Origin of the sequence: Hamadaea sp. NPDC051192, from assembly GCF_040682475.1 — a bacterium.
Taxonomy (GTDB): Bacteria; Actinomycetota; Actinomycetes; order Mycobacteriales; family Micromonosporaceae; genus Hamadaea; species Hamadaea flava.
In genome coordinates this window covers 1-17,366 of the sequence record NZ_JBFBAZ010000051.1, presented here as the reverse complement: position 1 = coordinate 17,366, position 17,366 = coordinate 1, and the positions used below count along the sequence as shown (strand labels likewise).

The following is a 17,366-nucleotide window of genomic DNA, read 5'->3' as shown; positions in this document are numbered from 1 at the left end:
GTGGAACCGGGCCGGGCGGCCCGAACGTGAAGCGGATTCTACATACGCGACCCCGGAGTCGATCGCCGCAACGCACCCTGGAGGACTTCCTGCCCCAACGCCGATTCCAGCTGCTCCCAGCGGGTGACGAGGTCCGCCGTCATGGTCATCAACGTGTCGGGGAAGGCGTACAGGAACGTCTTGTAGCGGTAGTGGTCCAGGAAGTAGAGCCGGACGTCGGTGACGGCGACGACCGTGGTGGTCCGGGCGTTGAAGAACAGGTCGTGCGCGCCCAGCAACGCGCCGCGCGCCATGGACGCCCGCTCGTAGATGCCGCCGAAGTCCACGGTCACCTCGCCGTCGGCGATCAGGCAGATGCCCTGGGCGGCGTCGTCCTCGCGGTAGATCGCCTCCCCGGCGGCGAACGGCAGCTCGTCGAGCATCGACGCCAGCGTCTCCAGCTCCGACTCCAGCAGTCCGTCGAACAGCCGGACCCCGTACGGATCGACGCTCTCGCGCAGGCACGCCACCCGGCGGCGCAGCTCGGCATCGCTGAGATGCAGCATGCGCAGCTTCGAGAACCGCTTCAGCCGGTCGATGTCGCGCCGATTCCGGCGTACGCCGCCCGCGCTCGGCGGGGCGTAGATGGAGCCGTCCCCGCTGATCAGCGCGGCTTCGCGCAGTCCCGACTCGTAAGCGCTGTGCACGCAGCCCCAGTGATAGCCGTTGGTCGCCTCACCGGCGAAGTGCAACCGGTCGCCGACCGGTTCGGCCAGCGCCCGCAGATCGGCCGGCGACGCGTTCACCCCGATGCAGGTGTAGGAACCGCGGGCGTACGGGTCGGCGGTCCACGCCGTACGCGAGATGCGCTGCGGCGCGGGCGCGTCCGGGCCGAACACGTCGCGGACGACGGTGACGGCGTACCGGTGGACCTCCTCGTCGGGCCAGGTCTCCAAGTCCCGGCCGAGCGAGGCGCCCAGCAGCATCACCAGGACCGGTTTGCCGTGCGACTTCCACATGTTGATCAGGACCGTGGGATACCGGTCGGTGTCGCGGCACAGGTAGCCGAAGACGTACTGCTCCTCGGACCAGAAACGCTCGGGATAGTGCAGCGCGATCTTGTTGAGGGTGCCGAAGCCGAGGCGCTCGATCGCCTGCCGCTTCGCCTCGGGCAGCGGCGGGTCGAAGGTCACCGCACCGCTCTTCAGCACGCCGAGCGGCACCGTGACCAGCACCCGGTCGGCTTCGAAGCGCCCAGCCGCCGTGCGTACGCACGCCGTGTCGCCGATCTCGACCCGCGTCACGACCTGACCGAGGTGGATCGTCAACCCGTCGGCGAGCGCGTCGACGACCGTCTGGTAGCCGCCGTGCAGGACGCTGTCGCCGTACCCGTAGACGAGATAGCCCTCCTCCCAGTGCTTGAAGGAGAGTCGGTCGGCGTCCTCGGCGACGTCCTCGCGCAGGATCACGTTGAGGTGATAGCGGACGGCCTGCTCGTCCTGCGGCGGATAGCTCCGGGCGGCCAGGATCTCCCGCAGGGCGTACGCCAGCGACGTGTCCGGATGCCCCTGGCGCCGGGCCAACTCGGCTCGTCGTTCCAGCTCCTGCAGCACTTCGTCGGCCAGGTGCAAGGTGCGATGCTTCGCGTTCTGGCCGGTCAGCAGGCCTTCGGTGCCGAAGAGGTCGAGGTTGTCGAAGCCGCCGGTGTAGGAGCTGTCGCCGCCGACGTAGCTGTACGGCAGTTCCAGCTGTTCCACCAGGTCGGTGATCGGGTTGCCCTCGGTGCCGTGGATCCAGTGCGCGCCGAGGTCGACGCCGTCCTCGTCGGTCCAGATGCGCCCGCCCACCCGGTCGCGGGCCTCCAGGACCGTCACTCGGTGGCCGCGCTCTTGCAGGGCACGCGCAGCGGTGAGCCCGGCGATGCCCGCACCGATCACCAGAACACTGGGTTTCTCCACATTAGCAGGTTATCGGACATATAACGCATTATGTCCAATCAGTCCACCGCACGCGGTACCGGTTGCCGGAGGGAGCCGGGGCGCCGGTCTGCGACCCAGCCACGACGGCCCCCTCCGGAACCTCGGTCGCCACCCCGGCACCGGAGTCGTGTCGCGGACCGGCAGGCGCAGCCCGCACGCTAGCGAGCGCCACTACAACTGATCTACAACTGCACCTGAGGCCCCGTCCACCTGGGCGAACACCTTCAGCAACAGCGCACGTAGTTGCTTGCGCTCCCCCGCGTCGAGCCCTGCCAGCAGTTCGCGATCCACGTCGGCCGCCTCCCGCTGAAGCTCGGCGAGCAACCCCCGTCCGCGATCGGTCAGGCTGACCAGCACCCGCCGCCGGTCCGCCTCGTCCCGGACACGGTCGATCCGCGCGTCCACCGCGAGCTGGTCGATCACCTTGGCCATGTCGCTGACGTCGACGTTGAGCCGTGCGCTCAGGTCGCGCTGCGAATGCGGGCCGAAGTCGGCGAGGGCGGCCAGCACGGCGAAGTGCCACAGCCGCAACCCGTACGCGGCCAGCCGGGCCGCCACCCGGTCGCGGCCGGCCTTGCCACTGCGTGACAGCAGGTACGCGTCGATGGCCAGCAGGGTCGGTGGCTTCTCCATGACGGCAATTGTAGGCGATGCCCTATAGTGGGTGCGCACCCACTAATTTTGGAGAAGTAATGGACGCGCTGCACCCCCGTCTCCTGGTCGCCGACTTCGCCACGGCATACGCCTTCTACGCCGCCGTGCTGCCCGAACTGGCCGGGGCGAACCTCGCCGCCGGCGGCCCGGCCGGGCCCTACGCCAGCTGGGACGTCGACGGGCAAGGACTGCTGTCCATGTTCGACGCGAAACTGATGGCAGCCGCGGTCGGCGTCGAGACCTCGGCCGACCCACAGAACTCCGTCATGCTGGTCTGCCGGGTCGCCGACGTGGACGCCGGAACCCGCACCTGCGTGGAAAACGGTGCGTCCGTAGTGGCCCCGCCGACCGACCGTCCACAATGGGGACCGAATCTGCGTACCGCTCATCTTCGGGCGCCCGGCGGCGTTCTGATCGAAATTCAGTCCTACTAGGACGGATAGCGGAGGCTCCGAACTTTGTCGGCGGTCTCCGCTATCTTCCCCGCATGTCCGTTGCGAGTTACGCGTACGCCCGGCCGTCGGAGCTGTCCGGCAGCGGCCTGGATCTGCAGACGTCCGGTGGTGACGCGGCGAATCCGCGGTTCTTCGAAGGCTTCGTGACCACCCCGCAGCCGGTGGCGCTGGGCCTGCTCGCGGTGGCCGACGTGGCCCGCACCCGCTACTACCAGCCGACCGCGCGGGCGAGCCTGGACCCCGTCGTCACCGGCAGCCGGGACATGCTGCGGTTCGAGTCGTTCAGCGGCTGCTGCGGCGTGTACGCCCGGATGGACGTCCTGCCGGCGGGACTCGACGGGCGTACGCCCGACCACGGCACGACCAATGTAGACGTGAACAATCCGCTGCGGCTGAGCCTGGCCCGAGTGGCCGGAATGGATCCGCTGCACCTCGCAGTCGGCCCGGACGACCTGACCGTCTCCACGATGGACGGTACGCGGGTCGAGCGGAAGGTGCCGCTGCCCGGACGATGGCTGCGGGGGTTCGCCGAGGTGGCTGTCATCGCGTCCGGCATGGAGCCCCGGGCCACGATCGGCGCGGCCGAGGCCGCCGACTTCCTGCGCCGGCTGCCCAACGACCGGAAGGTGATGTGGGTCGTCCCGGCGGGACGGTCGCTGCGGCTGACCTCCCGGCCGGTCGCCGGGGCGGTCTGCCTGTCCGGGGGCGCCCGGCTCGCCACCTTGCGCGGCCTGCTGCGGCACGCGACCACGCTGACCGTCTTCGGCCCGCCCGCCGGCCCGGCCAGTCCCCCGCTGGCCAGCGCCTGGCTGCTCGAAACGCCGACGGTACGCCTGCTGCTGACGTTGTCGCCGGAGGTCTCCCGAGGGTTCTCCGGCGAGGGCGCGGTGCTGAACCAGTTGGCGGGTGATCAGATCACCGACGACGCCGACCTGGTGAGCGCGCTGCTGGCCTGGGACCCGGTCATCGACGTAGACGGCCTCACCAGCGCGTGCGACCTGCCCGCCGACCGCGTACGCGCGGCGCTGACGCTGCTCGGGACGGCGGGACGGGTCGGCTTCGACGTGACCGAGGGCGCCTACTTCCACCGCGTGATGCCGTTCGGCACCGACGCCGCCGCCCGGCTCAACCCACGGCTGGCCGGCGCCCGTGCGCTGATCGACGCCGGTGCCGTCCGGCCGCTCGCCGATCGGGTCGAGGTCGACAGTGGTGAGACGACGTATCAGGTGCGGATGGCCGACGGGCGGCCCGCCGGCTGCACCTGCCAGTGGTGGGGCAAGTACCGGGGCGGTCGCGGACCGTGCAAGCACCAGCTGGCGGCACTCATCAGCGTCGGCGTGCTCGAGGAGGTCGCGGCATGACCGCGGCCCCGCCCGTGTTGGCTCCCGAGTTGGCCCGGGCCATCGACAAACGGTCCACCGAACTCGTGCACGCCTATCTGCGTACCTTGTCGGAGAAGGAACGCAAGGCCGCGTTCCCCGCCGTGGTCGCGTACACAAAGGAGGAATTGCGGGACTGGCGCGGCGGGTATGCGGCCGTCGCGGGCCTGGCGTTCCTGGGGTGCGCCCCGACCGCGAAGCGGGCGATGACGGCGCTGAACCGAGGCAGCCTGCGGTGGGAGCGGCGATCGATCCCCCGGCGGATGGCCCTGGACCTGCTCGCCGTCCGTGACGTGCCGTGGCTGGCGGAGCTGGCCCAGCTGTGGGCGCAGGCCTCGCGGCTGTCGGACGTGGCTGAGTGGAAGCTGGTCGATGCCATCGCGGGCGCGGCGGGCGCCGAACGGCCGCAGACAGCCGGGTTCGCGCGCGGCTGGATCGCCTGGGTCCACCGGCAACCGGACTCCTATGCGGCCCTGACGGCCGGCACCTACGCCCACCGCCTGCTACCGATGCTGTTCGAGGACGACACGATGGGCCGCGAGCCGGAACTGACCCACCCCAGCACCAGTTTCAACACCGCGCTCCTACGCCTCGCCGGGGACGACCCCTCGATCCGCACGATGCTCGTCGACGGCTGCCTGGCCCGGCTTCTGCGCGGCGGCCGGCCCGGTGACCTGCGCTCGTTCATCGCGATGTATGACGAGCTGAACGTCACTCCACAAGAGATCGGTGCCCGCGTCGCCGACTTCGCCGGGCTCGCCGACGCCGACCTCGGCACCCTCGCCACACTCGCCCAGCGCAGCCTGCGCCAGGCCGACGAAGCCGGCCTGCTGGAGGTCGACACCCTACTCGACGTCACCGCGATCATCCTGCGGCGCAAGGAGAAGGGACTGATCAAGACCCAGATCAGCTGGGTACGCAAGGCGGCCAAGCGGCATCCGGCGCGAAGGACGGAGCTGCTCGCGTCGCTCGACCTGCCGGAGACTCCCGATCTGCTGCCGTCGACGCCGCCGATCGCGCCGACGGTGCCGCAGATGCCGCCGCCGATCATGACTCCGGCCGAGGTCGCCGAGGAGATCGCCGCGATCATGAGCGGCGACCGCTCGATGGTCACCATGGAGCGGGTCATGGCCGCCGTCGTGGAGTTGTACGGTCGCGACCGGGCCGGGCTGATCGCGGCGATCACCCCGGTTGTCGACCCGAGCCGCAACAACCTGCTCTCGCACTGGACGAGCGACTTCTGGCGAGAATGCGGGGCGATGCTGGTCGACCTCCTCGAACCGCCCGGGCGCCGGTCGACCTGGCTCATGGAGGCGTTCGCCGACTTGCGGGCCGACCACGCCCTGGCGAGGCCGCTGTCCGACTCGGAGCGCTCGCCGTCCACATTGCTGGAGATCCGGCTGGCGACGATCAAGCGTTACCTACGGCGTACTCCGGTTCCCCGGCTCGTGGCCACCCCGACGCAGACCAACGGCCACCTCGATCCCGAAGTTCTACTCGGCCGCCTGGAGCAGGCCGAACGGGACGGCTGGCAGCCGTGGCACGCCGACCTCGTCCAGGCGCTGCTACGGCTGCCCCGGGTGGACCCCGGCGACGGCGTACGCGCACGGGCGGGCCGGCTCACCAGCCCGGCCGGGCAGGCGCTCGCCCGCCTTTTCCGCGACGGCCATCGCGATCCCGTCGTCACCGCGTACGCCCAAGACGGCCGGGGCAGCCGCTACTCGTGGTACGGCAAGCTACCGGATCGCCGGATGGCCGTCATGATGCAGCCTCCGGCGAACGCCGATCCCGTCGAGGCCGCGCTGTTCGCGTACCCGAGGCATCAGAAGCCGCGGAGTTCGCCGTGGATTCCGGGCTCCGGCGCACCACTGTGGACCGGAGCGTTCCCGTCGCATCGCGAGGTGGTCGCCGCCTGGGCGCTGACGCAGCTGGCCATGTCGGCCGACAGCGCCAACGCCGGTGGCGCGGCGGCGCAGATCCTGCCGCTGCTCGCGGAGAATCACGGGCCGACCGGACCGGCCACCCAGCTCGCCCTCGTCTACGGCATGACCGCCCCGGAGGCTGCCGACCGGGTCGCCGCCGTCGACGCCCTGCTCGGCTTCGGCACGGCGGTGGACTGGCAGGCCACCGGCCAGCACCTCGGCGACTGCGTGGCGGCGGGCTCACTCGTCCTCACGCGCGCCGCGACCGTGCTCCGCGACACGGCCGAGGCCGGCGCGATCGAAACCGCGTGGCAGATCAGCGTCGGCGCGCTGCCGGCCCTGCTCGCCCTGCCCAAACCTCGCGTGGGCACCGCCGACCTCCTCCAGCTCGCCGAACGGTGCACCCGTACGCTCGGCCGCCGGGCTCGGGTCGAAGGCCTGGACGCGGTGGCCGATCGCGGCGGCAGCAGCCAGTTCGCCAAGGCAGCCAAGGGCTTGCGCGACGCCCTGGCCGGGGTCCTCTGACGGACCCGTGAAGCACTCGTCCCCTGCCTGGAGGGTCGGCCGGGCAGGGGACGAGGATCCCGGCATCAGACGATGGGACGATCTCCCAACGCCCGCCAGGTCACCATCGCGACCCCGGTCAGCACCACTCCGGCGAAGCCGAACCCGGCCCGCGCGCCGAGCCCTTGGCTGACCGCCGCGCTGAGCAGACCGGTGAAGGGAACCGTGCCGGGCAGGGCCATGGTCCAGACCCCCATGATTCGGCCACGCAACGCGGGATCGGCGCGCAGCTGGACGAGGGTGTTCGCCACAGAGATCAGCCAGATCGACAGGAATCCGGCGACGGCGATGCCGACGAAGGCGAGTGCGGCCAGCGGCGAAGCAGCGGTGAGCAGCACAGTCACGCCGGACAGCACCGCCAGGACGCGTACGCGACGACCGCTCGGACCGCTGGTCCCGGCCGCGACCAGCGCCCCGGGAATCGCGCCGAGCCCGAAAGCCGCCATCATCAGGCCGAATCCGGCACCGCCCAAGTGGAACGTGTCGGTGACGAGGACCGGCAACGCGACGCCGAGGTTGAACAACGTGCCGCCCGCGATCGCCACCAGGACGCACGACCGGACGACCGGCGTACGCCACACCTGCCGGATCCCCTCCTTCGCGCCGCCGCCACGCCGGGACGGCACGGTCCTGTCCACTGTGTCGCGCGCACGCCGACGCGCCAGCGTCAGCACGAGGAGCACCGGCACGAAGGTCGCGGCGTTGAGGACGAAGCACCAGGCGAGCCCGGCCGTCGCCAGAATCAGCCCGCCGACCGCCGGGCCGATCACCCTCGAGGAGTTGAGCACCACTTCGTGCAGACTGACCGCGCTGACCAGGCGCTGTCGGCCGACGATTTCGAGGACGTACACCTGCCGGGCCGGGCCGTCGAACGCGGTCACCACACCGGTCAGCACCGCGGTCGCGTACAAGCTCCAGATCTGCATGGACCCGGTCGCGACCAGGACCGCCTGCGTGATGCCGAGCACGACGTAGGCCGCTTGCGTGACGATCAGCGTGCGGCGCGTGTCGACCCGGTCAAGCACGGCGCCCGCGTAGGCCCCGCCGAACAGCACCGGCGCCCAGGTGATCGCCCCGAGGACGCCGAGGTCGACCGGTCGGGCAGTCAGATGCAGGACCAGCCAGGACAGCGCGACCGCCTGGGTCATGCCGCCGGACGCGGACAGCACCTGGCTGAAGAACCACCAGCGGAATGCCGGTTCGCGCAGGGCGCCCACGGCGCCGCGAATGCCTTCCTGCGCCGATCCGGTCTCCATTAGTTCAGATTCGCTCGAATTGGTACGCAGCCCTGTCGTCGTCACCGCCCGACCGTATGTGTTGGAGCACAATGGTTTGGCTCGGTTCACCGGTCAGTCCTCGATCAACCCATTCGATCGGATCTGAACGAACGACGCTACGATCGTGCCGTGGACGACCCCTCGCTGCGCCCCAGCCACCGCCGGATCCTGACCGAGTTGTCGCACGCCGAACGCTTGCGCCGCAGCGATCTCAGCCGACGGCTCGACCTGCCGAAGGCGACCGTCGCCGGACTCGTCGAGGACCTGATCACCCGGGGGCTCGTCGTCGAGAGCGAACCATCGCCCGCCGGTGGAGCTGGGCGACCGCCACGGACGTTGGCGTTGGCGGGACCGCCTCCAGCCGTCGGCGTCCTGGTGTGGTCGACCGGCCTGCTGCGAGTGGCCGTCGCGACGCTGCTCGGCGATATCGTCGCCGAACGCACCGCACCGATGACGCCGCAGCAGGACATCGACGGACTCTTGGATCCGGGCCTCACGATGCTGCGCGAAGCCGCCGACGAGGCCAAGGCCCCCATCGGCGGCCTGACCAGGCTGGTACTCGGCGTGCCGGCGCCTTATCAGCGCGGCGTCGGGATGCCGGTACGCCCCACCGGCGGCCCGACCGGCCAGTACGTGGGGTGGCTTCGGGACAACCCAGGCGAGGCGCTCAGCCGGCGCAGCGGGACGGCGACCGTCGTCGAGAACGACGCGAACCTCGGCGCGCTCGGCGAACACGCCTTCGGCGCCGGGCAGGGGCTGGACAGCCTGGTCTACCTCAAACTCGGCCCACGGAGCATCGGCGCCGGGCTCATCATCAACGGCCGCCTGCACCGGGGCGCGAACGGTTTCGCCGGGGAACTCGCCCACATTCAGATCCGCGACGACGGCGTCCTGTGCGCCTGCGGCGGCCGGGGCTGCCTGATCGATGAGATCGGCCCGGGGCTCACCCGAGTACTCGCCCCGGCCCATCCCGAACCACTCACCTTCGAGACGATGCTGAATCTGGCCGCCGAGGGCGACGTCGGGCTCCGCCGCATCCTCGGTGACGTCGGGCGCGTCATCGGCCGTCCGCTGGCCGATCTGTGCACCCTGCTCAACCCGGACGCCATCGTGATCGACGGCAGCATCGGACCAGCCGGCACCTACCTCATCGACGGGCTGGCCGAGCAGGTCGTCCGGTACGCCGCCCCGACGACGGCGGCAGCTGTCCGCATCGTCCCCGGTGCGCTCGGCAGCCAGGCCGACCTGCTCGGCGCGGTGGCGCTGATCCGCGACGAACAGGACCATCGCGCCCGCAAATGATCAGGACTGACTGGTCCGGCGCGCGTCGACCTCGATCTCGATCCTCATCCGCGGATCGGCCAGCCCGCACACCTGCATCGTCGCCGCCGGGCGCACCTCGCCGAAGCACTCGCGCAGGACCGGCCAGCACGGCTCGAAGTCCGCGGCGTCGGGCAGCAGGTACCGAACGCGGACCACGTCGGCGAACGAGCTGCCCGCCTCGGCCAGCGCCGCCCCGATGTTGCGCAGGCACTGCGCGGCCTGCTCGACCACGTCCTCGGAGATGGTCATCGTGGCATAGTCGAAGCCGGTGGTGCCCGAGACGTAGATCGCGTCCCCGAGGACCACGGCGCGGGCGTAGCCGATCTGCTCCTCGAAAGTCGAACCGCTGAGAATCGCGCGTCGCTCTGTCACCCCGCCCACGCTACCTCCCCGCCCTTTCCGCGCGATCATGAACTGTCGGTCGTGATCGACCGGTGTGTCGTGTCCGCAGCGCCCTGATCAGTTCCTTACGGGACTGATCAGTGAGGAAAGGCGCGCGGGGTCCGGGCCGAGCGAGGCGAAGATCGCGGGCCGCTGCACCGCGCCGACGATACCGCGCCTACCCTCGGGCACGAGCGACGAGAGAGCGAGGGTAGACGTGGGTTTCGGATACAAGACGTCCTGGCTGGCGGTACGCGACCGGACCGTGGCGGACGTCGCCGACGCCCTCGGACTGCGCGACCGGCAGCCGATGGACTGGGCCACCGGCGTGGACCTCGCCTACGGCCAGGGCGTATACCTAGGCTCGGCGATACCGGAATGGACGATCGCGCACAGCCGACGCGATCTGCCGCTCAGCGCGTACGACTCGGGCTTCGTCGAACAGCTGGCCGACCTGAGCCGCAGCCTGGGCGAGGTCCAGTTCTTCGCCAACGAGCGGGTCATCGGGTATCACGCGTGGGCGATCGCCCGCGCGGGCGAGGTCCTGCGGGCTTACTGCTACATCGGCGAGCAGGGCGAGATTCCGCTGTTCGTCGGCGACCCCACCGCGGACGAGATCCGCATCGGTAAGGGAGTGCTCGGCCCGGTCGCGGATTACGCGGACTGGTCGGACGACGAGGCGGAGGCCTGGGTCCGCACGACGCCGTCGGAGGGCGACGTCCTGCTGATGGCCGCAGCCTGGAGCTTCGATCCGAACACCATCGACGACGCGGCTGTCACCACTCTCGGGCTCTACGCCTGAACTGGTACGCGAACCGCGCGGAGGGCTCGCTCGACCGTTTCCTCGTTCTCACCCACCGGGGCCACGTATCCGACGACGTCCCGGACGGCGTCCTCGCCGAGCACCCGGTCGATGACCCAGGCGGCGAGGTATTGGGAGGCGAGGCAGCCGCCGGCGGTCGCGATGTTGCCTTCGGCGTGGAACGGCTTGTCGAGGACGGTGACGCCGCAGGCCTCGACATACGGGCGGCTGATCATGTCCGTGCAGGCCGGCATGTCGCCCAGCAGCCCGAGGCGGGCCAGTACCAGTGCGCCCGAGCATTGGGAGCCGATGAGTTGCCGGGCCGGGTCGAGCGGCAGCCGGGAGACCAGCTGGTCGTCCGCGATGACGTCGCGGGTCTTGATGCCGCTGCCGATCAGCACGACCTCGGCTTCGGTCACGAACTCCAGCGGCCGCTGGCCGGTGACCTCGACGCCGTTCATCGACGTGACGACCGGCGTCGGCGTGGTGATGAACGCTTCCAGTCCGCGCTTGCGACAGCGGTTGATCAGCGCTGAGGCGATGAAGCTGTCGAGCTCGTTGAACCCGTCGAAGGTGACCACGGCTACCTGCATGAGCTGACGATGGCCGATCCGGCGCAGTCGGGTCGAGGGCCAATCCGGCGACAGCGGCCTGCCGGGAGCCGGCCCGCGTGTGACGATGGCGGGATGACCGACGACGTAGTGGCGGAGCAGGTCGACTATTACCGGCGGCGGGCGGCCGAATATGACGCGACGGCGTACGGGGATCTCGCGGTGGCACGGCCACGCATCGCACGGCTGGTCGAGCAGATGCGGCCGGCCGGGCGGGTGCTGGAGATCGCGTGCGGCACTGGAGTGTGGACGGAGCCGCTGGCCGCGTACGCCGACTCGCTGACGGCCGTGGACTCCGCGCCGGAGGCGCTGGACATCGCGCGGGAGCGGGTGACTTCGGCGCACGTGACGTTCGTAGTAGCCGACGTCTTCGACTGGACGCCGGACGCGCAGTTCGACGTCATCTTCTTCTCGGCGTGGCTGTCACACGTGCCGCCGGAGCGGTTCGGCGCATTCTGGGACTCGCTGCGACCGATGCTGGCCGACGGCGGCCGGGTGCTGTTCCTCGACGAGCACGTGGACGAACGCGGGAAGGAGTCCTACCTCCGGGAAGGCGTCGTCGAGCGGCGGCTGTCCGACGGGAGCACGTTCCGTGTGGTCAAGTACTTCGTGGAGCCGGACGACATGACCGCTCGGCTTCGCGAGCTGGGCTGGGAGTGTGACATCCAGCGCGACGGCGACGACTGGGTCTTGGGCGAAGCACGACCCCACGCCTGAGCCTAACCAGGTCCTCCGCGAAGCGCGGCTCAGGCCCGAGCCGGGGAGCCCTGGACGACGGGCCCGAGGCCGACAGGTTTCGGGGCCTAGCACGCCCCACGAGTTGAGTCTGTGCCACGTACCGTACTGCGGATGGGGACGAGCACGAGCGCCTTCCGGGGCGCGGCCGCCGTGACGGTCGAGGGCGAAGTGGTCTTCGAGTCGGCGGAGACGAAGACGACCTGGTACCGGCTGGCGTCGGTCGGCAAGCACATCTGCGCGACCGCGATCTTCCAAGCGGGACTCGACCTTCACACGCCGGTCGCCGCCTGGCTGCCCACAATGGATGATCGGGTCACGCTGCATCATCTGCTCACGCATACGGCCGGTGTCGCGCACTGGCAGCCAGGCGTACCGGGGTTCGACATCGACGTCCCGATGCCGGTCGAGGAACGGTTGCGGCTCATGGAGGGGGCTCCGTTGATCGCCGAGCCTGGTGCGGCGTGGCACTACAGCAGTCCCGGGTACGCCCTCGCCGGCCGCGTCCTCGAAGTCGCCACCGGGCGGCCGTATGCCGAGTGCCTCAACGCGTACGTCTTCGCAGCTTTGGGGGCAACGGCGATCACGGCCGGCGATCCGCCCGCCGGCCGGACGATCGCCCAGGGCCACCGGGACGGGCAGCCGGTCCCGACGAACGATCTCACGAGCCTGCCCGGGACCAGGGACGTCTGGGCGACCGCCGCCGGTCTGGCCGACTTCACCACGCGGCTGCACACCTCCACCCTGCGCGGCGTACGCGACCTGATCGGGCACGTCGCGATGGTCACCGACGAGGACAGCATCACCACCGAGTCCTACGGCTACGGGCTCTACGCCGGGACCGTCGACGGGAAGGCGGCGTACCTGCACCCGGGCGACAATCCCGGCTTCCAGACGCTGTCGGTGTGGTTCCCCGAGCAGCGGGCGAGCATCGCCATCCTCGCCAACGAGGAGACGACCGACCCGCTGCCGATCCTCCACGATCTGGTTCGGCTCGTCCCGTGACTCCGGTGCCCGTCCCGGATCAGCCGAGGCGGGCACCGGACTGAACCGGGCCGGACGCCGACCGCTGCGGGGGACGCCGCCGGAGCCGACCGCCGCGGGGGACGCCGCCGGAGCCGATCGCAGGTCGTCGCGCCGGTCGCCCACGGAGCCGGAGTCAGATGAGCCGCGAGAGGCCGGCCCACGTGTTCGGGCCTGGTACGCCGTCGATCGGGCCGGCGTAGCCGCCGAGGCGGGCCATCCGCTGCAATCCGGCGTAGGTGTTGACGCCGGCCACTCCGTCGACCGGGCCGGTGTAACCGAACCCGCGCAGGACGGTCTGGACGCCCTTCCACGTGTTGGGCCCGAGCGCGCCGTCGATCGGCCCGGTGTAGCCGCCGAGCTTGGCCAGCCGTTGCAGCGCCGCATAGGTGTTCGTCCCAGGTACGCCGTCGATCGGGCCGCTGTAACCGAACCCGCGCAGGACCGTCTGAATGCCCTTCCACGTGTTGGGCCCGAGCGCGCCGTCGACGGGACCGGCGTAGCCGCCCTTCTGCGCCAGCCGCTGCAGGGCCGCATAGGTGTTCGTCCCAGGTACGCCATCGATCGGGCCGGTGTAGCCGTATCCACGCACGACGGTCTGCACTCCCTTCCACGTGTTGACGCCGGGTACGCCGTCGACGGGCCCGGTGTAGCCGCCGGCCTGGCCGATCTCCTGGAGGATCCGGCCTTCCGACGAGGTGCTCGGGCCGGGCGCGTAGGTGAGCGGATTGATCCGCACTCCGTTCGGGTCGATCATGTGCCAGTGCACGTGCGGACCGGTGGAGTTGCCCGCCCCGTCGGCTCCGGCCGCCCCGCCGGACCAGCCGACAACGGTCCCGGCCGCGACCGCCGTGCCATTGGCCAACCGGAACTGTGACAGGTGCATGTACTGGCTGCGGTATCCCTCGGAGTGGTTGATCGTGACGGTGTGACCGCCGGTGCCGTTGTACGGGATGTTCTGAATGGTTCCGGCTCCGCAGGCGGGCAACGGGGTGCCGACGGCCATCGCGAAGTCGATGCCGCCCAGCGAACCCCGGTTGAGATGGTCCTGCCACGTGCCGGTGATCGGGTACGCGCTGAACGGGTTGTAGATCGACGGCGCGGCGAGGGCCGTCCCCGGCACGAGCAGCCCGCCCGCGAGCACACCGCCGCCGACGATGGCGCTGCGCCGCAACAGATCACGGCGGCTGACCGGAGCGGTCGCCGGTCCGTCGCCCGGGCCGCCACAGCAGGATTGCGTTGGGTTGTCCTCGTACATCGGTCCTCCCCAGCTGGAATCAACGCTCGTTAAAATCAAGCACGCTCGATTTACTGGGGACAACCCAACGAAACCGCGGATTCGGCTAACCGCCGACGGACTGGGCGACCTCGCCGCTGCGGCCGATCTTCTGCCAGCCGAGGCGGCGTCCGGCCAGTGCGGTCACCACCGATTGGACCAGCACGAGATACATGATCTGCCGGTACGCGACCTGCTGGAGCGGCAGTGCCCACAAAGGTCGTAACGGTTCCCGGTCGAGCCGGAACGCCAGCACGGCAGTGATCGCCTGCACGATCAGCACCGCGATCCACCCCGCCAGGGTGGCCCACCGGTCGAGGAACAGCACCCCGTAGACGGCCAGGATGTCCAGCAGCGGGCCGAACACCGGCAGGATCACGCTGAACAGCGCGATCAACGGCAGCCCGACGCGGCCGAACCGGCCGGACGCGCCGCGCTCGACGACCGCGTGGCGGTGCTTCCACATCGCCTGCATGGTGCCGTAACTCCAGCGGTACCGCTGCCGCCACAGCTGCCGGAGGGTGGCCGGGGCTTCGGTGACCGCCTGCGCGCTCTCCTCGTAGACGACTCGCCAGCCCGCCCGCAGGACGGCCATCGTGAGGTCGGTGTCCTCGGCCAGAGTGTCGGTCGGTGGGCCGCCGGCGTCGGCGAGCGCCTGGCGGCGGAAGGAGCCCAGCGCACCCGGCACGGTCGGGATGCAGCCGAGCGAGTCGTAGAGCCGCCGATCCAGGTTGAACCCGATCACGTACTCCAGATGCTGCCAGCGGCCGATCAGGCTCGCCCGGTTGCCGACCTTCACGTTCCCGGCCACCGCTCCGACGGCGGGATCGGCGAACGGCTGGATCAGGCGCCGGATCGTCTCTGGGCGTACCACTGTGTCCGCATCGATCATGACGATCAGAGCGTGACTGGCCATCGCGACCCCGGCCTTCAGGGCGGTGGCCTTGCCACCGCCCGGCACCCGCACGAGCCGCACGTTGTCGAGCTCCAGCTCGCGGACCCGCTCGCTGGTGGCATCGTCAGACCCGTCGTCGACCACGACGATCTCCACCGGGTGGTCGGAGGCGACGAGGGTACGCACAGTGGCGGCGATCGTGTCCTGCTCGTCGTGGGCCGGGACGATCACCGAGACCGGCTCCGTCACCGGTACGCCCCACGTGAAGCCCGCCGCGCGACGTGATCGGCTGTGCCGGACGGCGACGGTGAACATGAGCAGCGTGCGGGCGAGCGTGAGGACGCCGACTGTGAGCAGCAGCACCCACAGCAGGCGCAGCGTCAAATCGGCGAGCCCGACGGTGTGCACGACCACCGCGCCCCGCCACCGGTCGTTCGTGGACGACGGCTGGTTCACCGGAGTAGCAAGCGAATCGCGCAGCGCCTGCGAGACGGTGGCGAACTGGTAGCCGCGGGCCTGCATCTGCGGGATGAACCGGTCCAGCGCCGCCACGGTCTGGGCACGGTCGCCGCCCGCGTCGTGCATCAGGACGATCGCGCCGTCGCCGCTGGGCGTCGCGTTCGCCACGATCCGGTCGACCCCCGGACGCGCCCAGTCCTGGCTGTCGGTGTCGTCGAGCACGGTGAGGTAACCGGATCGGCCCGTGGCGGCCAGCACCGGCCAGTCCCGGTCGGTGACGGCGTCCGGAGTGGACGAATACGGCGGCCGGAGGATCGAGGTCTTCACCCCGGTCGCGTACGCGATCGCCAGCTGGGTGTGGGCGTATTCCAGGCGCTGCCGCCAGCCGCCGATCGCGCCCAGGTCGGGATGGGTGAAGGTGTGCACGCCGATCTCGTGCCCCTCGGCGACCTCGCGCCGGGCCAGGTCCGGATGACGGGCCACCTCGGAGCCGATGACGAAGAAGGTCGCGGGCACGTGGTGCCGGGCCAGCACGTCCAAGATCTGAGGCGTCCAGCGTGGATCGGGGCCGTCGTCGAAGGTCAGCACGATCTGGTTCCGCGGCACCCGCAGCGTACGCGGCTGGTCGCCGGTCGCGTCGATCACCGGTCCCCCGTCGTCCTTCACCGCTGTGGGAACCTGCCCGCTCGTCTGGCCCGACGGTGGACGGGCGTCGGGGGCGAACGCCGCATCGGTGTACGCCTCGATCGCCAGCAGCACGGCGACGACGCCGAGGACGGTGGCGGTCAGCGCCACCCGGACCAAGCGTGAGGCCACTCGGCGTACGCCCGGCCCGGGTGACGCAGGGGTCTGCGCCTTGCTTCGGCTCACGTAGAGGCTCATCGGCGCGCACACGACCCTCCGCCGACCGGGACCGTCGCCCCGGCCCGCTTCACCGACACCGTCGGGTTCGAGGCAGCGGCCGGATTCGTGCGCGCGGCCGGGTTCGTAGTGGCAGCCGGGTTGGTGCGAGCGGCTGGGTTCGTGGGGGCAGCCGGGCAGACTTCGAGTGGGGCCGGGTCGACCGGCTGGGCGTAAACCCCGACGAGCAGCACGATCGCCCCCGCCACGGTCGCCAGCACGACCAGCAGCGCGGCCACGTGCAGCACCCGGCGGCGGCGACCGCTGGCGTCGACGAACACCGGCGGCGGCTGCGGTGCCACCGGCAAGGCCCGGGTCCCCAGCGGTTCCCGTTGACCCGGCGGTTTGGGCGGTCGCAGCTTCGGCCGGGCACGTCCGATGTGCCGTTTCGCTTGGCTGCCCATCCGCTCCCGCCTCCGCCGCTCGCGATCACCGTCAGGCTTTGATCCCGCGTCGAGGCGGTCGGCAAACCGGGCGTGATGCGCGGCACGGAATCCGATGAGGTCGGTGATATGCCGCCTCACCAGGCCCGACGGGGCCGGGGCACGAACCCGCACCACCCTCCGGTTCAACCCGATCAGCCCACCCGCTGTCACACCCCCTCGTCATCCCCCCACCGCCTCCCCTCCCCCCTCCCCCCACCCCCTCCCCCGCGCCCCCTCCCCACCCCACCCCCCGCGCGCGTTGATCATGGAGTTTGCCCCCTCGACACACCGTCGAGACCACGGTTAACTCCATGATCAACGCGAAGA

The 17,366-nt window shown here is 70.7% G+C and carries 15 protein-coding genes; 7 read left to right on the top strand and 8 right to left on the bottom strand.

From position 1 onward, the window contains the following. Positions 1 to 38 precede the first annotated feature (38 nt). A complete protein-coding gene (locus tag AB0M47_RS22045; RefSeq protein ID WP_363416682.1) occupies positions 39 to 1,937 on the bottom strand; it encodes an FAD-dependent oxidoreductase in 1,899 nt (632 codons plus the stop codon). A gap of 192 nt (positions 1,938 to 2,129) precedes the next feature. Then, entirely contained in the window at positions 2,130 to 2,591 is a 462-nt protein-coding gene (locus AB0M47_RS22040) for a MarR family transcriptional regulator (RefSeq protein ID WP_363416680.1), read from the bottom strand. A gap of 59 nt (positions 2,592 to 2,650) precedes the next feature. On the opposite strand from AB0M47_RS22040, the gene AB0M47_RS22035 reads away from it, so the two are divergent. Genes AB0M47_RS22035 through AB0M47_RS22025 form a run of 3 tightly spaced genes read left to right on the top strand, consistent with a single transcriptional unit; the run spans position 2,651 to position 6,893 of the window. Further along, the gene (locus AB0M47_RS22035) at positions 2,651 to 3,046 is read left to right on the top strand and encodes a VOC family protein (protein WP_363416677.1); all 396 of its coding nucleotides are present in this window, start codon (positions 2,651 to 2,653) and stop codon (positions 3,044 to 3,046) included. Positions 3,047 to 3,099: 53 nt separating this feature from the next. Next, complete coding sequence (locus AB0M47_RS22030) at positions 3,100 to 4,428, top strand: SWIM zinc finger family protein (protein ID WP_363416674.1); 1,329 nt, start codon at positions 3,100 to 3,102, stop codon at positions 4,426 to 4,428. Further along, complete coding sequence (locus tag AB0M47_RS22025; RefSeq protein WP_363416671.1) at positions 4,425 to 6,893, top strand: hypothetical protein; 2,469 nt, start codon at positions 4,425 to 4,427, stop codon at positions 6,891 to 6,893. The genes AB0M47_RS22030 and AB0M47_RS22025 overlap by 4 nt, the downstream gene beginning before the upstream one ends. A 65-nt stretch (positions 6,894 to 6,958) precedes the next feature. Here AB0M47_RS22025 and AB0M47_RS22020 read toward each other — a convergent pair whose 3' ends face one another. Beyond that, the gene (locus tag AB0M47_RS22020; protein ID WP_363416668.1) at positions 6,959 to 8,233 is read right to left on the bottom strand and encodes an MFS transporter; all 1,275 of its coding nucleotides are present in this window, start codon (positions 8,231 to 8,233) and stop codon (positions 6,959 to 6,961) included. Positions 8,234 to 8,338: 105 nt separating this feature from the next. Here AB0M47_RS22020 and AB0M47_RS22015 point away from each other — a divergent pair, with 105 nt between their 5' ends. Beyond that, entirely contained in the window at positions 8,339 to 9,511 is a 1,173-nt protein-coding gene (locus AB0M47_RS22015) for an ROK family protein (RefSeq protein ID WP_363416665.1), read from the top strand. On the opposite strand, the gene AB0M47_RS22010 is transcribed toward AB0M47_RS22015, so the two are convergent. Next, positions 9,512 to 9,904 (bottom strand): RidA family protein, encoded by a 393-nt coding sequence (locus AB0M47_RS22010; RefSeq protein ID WP_363416662.1) that lies wholly within the window; start codon positions 9,902 to 9,904, stop codon positions 9,512 to 9,514. 226 nt (positions 9,905 to 10,130) lie between these two features. On the opposite strand from AB0M47_RS22010, the gene AB0M47_RS22005 reads away from it, so the two are divergent. Then, positions 10,131 to 10,715 carry a hypothetical protein gene (locus AB0M47_RS22005; RefSeq protein WP_363416659.1) on the top strand — a complete coding sequence of 195 codons (585 nt, stop codon included), beginning with the start codon at positions 10,131 to 10,133 and terminating at the stop codon, positions 10,713 to 10,715. Here AB0M47_RS22005 and AB0M47_RS22000 read toward each other — a convergent pair. Then, positions 10,706 to 11,308, bottom strand: coding sequence for a DJ-1/PfpI family protein (locus tag AB0M47_RS22000; protein WP_363416656.1), 603 nt, complete (start codon positions 11,306 to 11,308; stop codon positions 10,706 to 10,708). The genes AB0M47_RS22005 and AB0M47_RS22000 overlap by 10 nt on opposite strands. 93 nt (positions 11,309 to 11,401) lie before the next feature. Here AB0M47_RS22000 and AB0M47_RS21995 point away from each other — a divergent pair, with 93 nt between their 5' ends. Continuing rightward, on the top strand, positions 11,402 to 12,043 hold the full coding sequence (locus tag AB0M47_RS21995; RefSeq protein ID WP_363416653.1) for a class I SAM-dependent methyltransferase: 642 nt from the start codon (positions 11,402 to 11,404) through the stop codon (positions 12,041 to 12,043). Positions 12,044 to 12,175: 132 nt separating this feature from the next. After that, complete coding sequence (locus AB0M47_RS21990) at positions 12,176 to 13,066, top strand: serine hydrolase domain-containing protein (protein WP_363416650.1); 891 nt, start codon at positions 12,176 to 12,178, stop codon at positions 13,064 to 13,066. A 154-nt stretch (positions 13,067 to 13,220) separates the two neighbouring features. Here AB0M47_RS21990 and AB0M47_RS21985 read toward each other — a convergent pair whose 3' ends face one another. The 3 genes from AB0M47_RS21985 to AB0M47_RS21975 all read right to left on the bottom strand — a co-directional run bounded on the left by AB0M47_RS21985 (position 13,221) and on the right by AB0M47_RS21975 (position 16,922). Beyond that, positions 13,221 to 14,342 (bottom strand): peptidoglycan DD-metalloendopeptidase family protein, encoded by a 1,122-nt coding sequence (locus AB0M47_RS21985; protein WP_363416648.1) that lies wholly within the window; start codon positions 14,340 to 14,342, stop codon positions 13,221 to 13,223. 85 nt (positions 14,343 to 14,427) lie between these two features. Then, entirely contained in the window at positions 14,428 to 16,584 is a 2,157-nt protein-coding gene (locus AB0M47_RS21980) for a bifunctional polysaccharide deacetylase/glycosyltransferase family 2 protein (protein WP_363416645.1), read from the bottom strand. Between the two features lie 8 nt (positions 16,585 to 16,592). Then, positions 16,593 to 16,922, bottom strand: a complete 330-nt coding sequence (locus AB0M47_RS21975) for a hypothetical protein (protein ID WP_363416642.1) — start codon at positions 16,920 to 16,922, stop codon at positions 16,593 to 16,595. Positions 16,923 to 17,366: the final 444 nt, after the last annotated feature.

Bases quoted from the DNA above. Each gene is read 5' to 3' on its own strand.
- AB0M47_RS22025 (WP_363416671.1), top strand. From the start codon at position 4,425: ATGACCGCGGCCCCGCCCGTGTTGGCTCCCGAGTTGGCCCGGGCCATC.
- AB0M47_RS22035 (WP_363416677.1), top strand. From the start codon at position 2,651: ATGGACGCGCTGCACCCCCGTCTCCTGGTCGCCGACTTCGCCACGGCA.
- AB0M47_RS22030 (WP_363416674.1), top strand. From the start codon at position 3,100: ATGTCCGTTGCGAGTTACGCGTACGCCCGGCCGTCGGAGCTGTCCGGC.
- AB0M47_RS22000 (WP_363416656.1), bottom strand. From the start codon at position 11,308: ATGCAGGTAGCCGTGGTCACCTTCGACGGGTTCAACGAGCTCGACAGC.
- AB0M47_RS21995 (WP_363416653.1), top strand. From the start codon at position 11,402: ATGACCGACGACGTAGTGGCGGAGCAGGTCGACTATTACCGGCGGCGG.
- AB0M47_RS22040 (WP_363416680.1), bottom strand. From the start codon at position 2,591: ATGGAGAAGCCACCGACCCTGCTGGCCATCGACGCGTACCTGCTGTCA.
- AB0M47_RS21990 (WP_363416650.1), top strand. From the start codon at position 12,176: ATGGGGACGAGCACGAGCGCCTTCCGGGGCGCGGCCGCCGTGACGGTC.
- AB0M47_RS21985 (WP_363416648.1), bottom strand. From the start codon at position 14,342: ATGTACGAGGACAACCCAACGCAATCCTGCTGTGGCGGCCCGGGCGAC.